Below are 839 nucleotides of genomic sequence, written 5' to 3' on the forward strand. Positions count from 1 at the left end.
TTGATAATAAGATTTTGTCTTGCCTGTGGTTCTGTAATGCCAGAGGCACGGAACTTTACGCTGTCATAAAACTCTTGTAATTCCTTGGATTCTTCCTCAATATTGGTTTTATCGAGTTCTGTTAAGATTTTTTCCATTGCTTGCGAAATGGCATTGTTTTGCACAAATTCATTGCCCTCAAACAAAGCTTCAAACACGGGACGCGTTACAAGATGTTGCGCTAACATCTCAATCGCTTCTTCTTGCTTTATCTCACTGTTTAAGTTGTTTTTTAATTCTTTATAAAACGTATCAAAGGCATGATAAGCTTCGCTTGTTTGATCAGAAAGCATAGTTTGAAGGCGTGTGATATGGTTTTGTGCAATCTCAGCAACATTGCCAGCCCAAATGCCCCAATAATCACTCATAGTAGATTTTTTAACAATCAGTGTTTTGAGAGCATTGGGAAACTCAACAAAAAAGGGCAATCTTCCTTGTCCTTCATATGTTTGGTGCGGTTCATGAGCTTGTGTCCCAATACGAAGTCCGGATTTTTCTGATTTTTCGTGGAGCGTGATTTCGTCAATAACCGTGGTGACATTCTCTAATTCGGTCTTTTTAGAAACTGTAACAATGTCGATGATAGAGCTTACGTCTTGCCCTAAGACCATCTGGTTAAGGGTTTTACTAAAATTCTCATCATGGGCAAGCAAAGCATTGAGAACTTGCCAGACAACACTGTATCTCTTATTGTTTTTTAATGCCTCTTCTGGTGAAACACCAGCAGGAACACCAACCGGCAAAATGATATAGCCCATCTTTTTGCCTTTTGCACGACGCATCACACGTCCCACTGCTTG

The 839-nt window shown here is 39.8% G+C and carries 1 pseudogene; it reads right to left on the reverse strand.

The features are described from left to right. Nucleotides 1-839: pseudogene (locus tag ACFILA_RS09665) on the reverse strand (damage-inducible protein); the annotation flags it as partial.

The sequence above is a fragment of the Bartonella sp. CL71SXKL genome (genome assembly GCF_042194935.1).
Lineage (GTDB): Bacteria > Pseudomonadota > Alphaproteobacteria > Rhizobiales > Rhizobiaceae > Bartonella.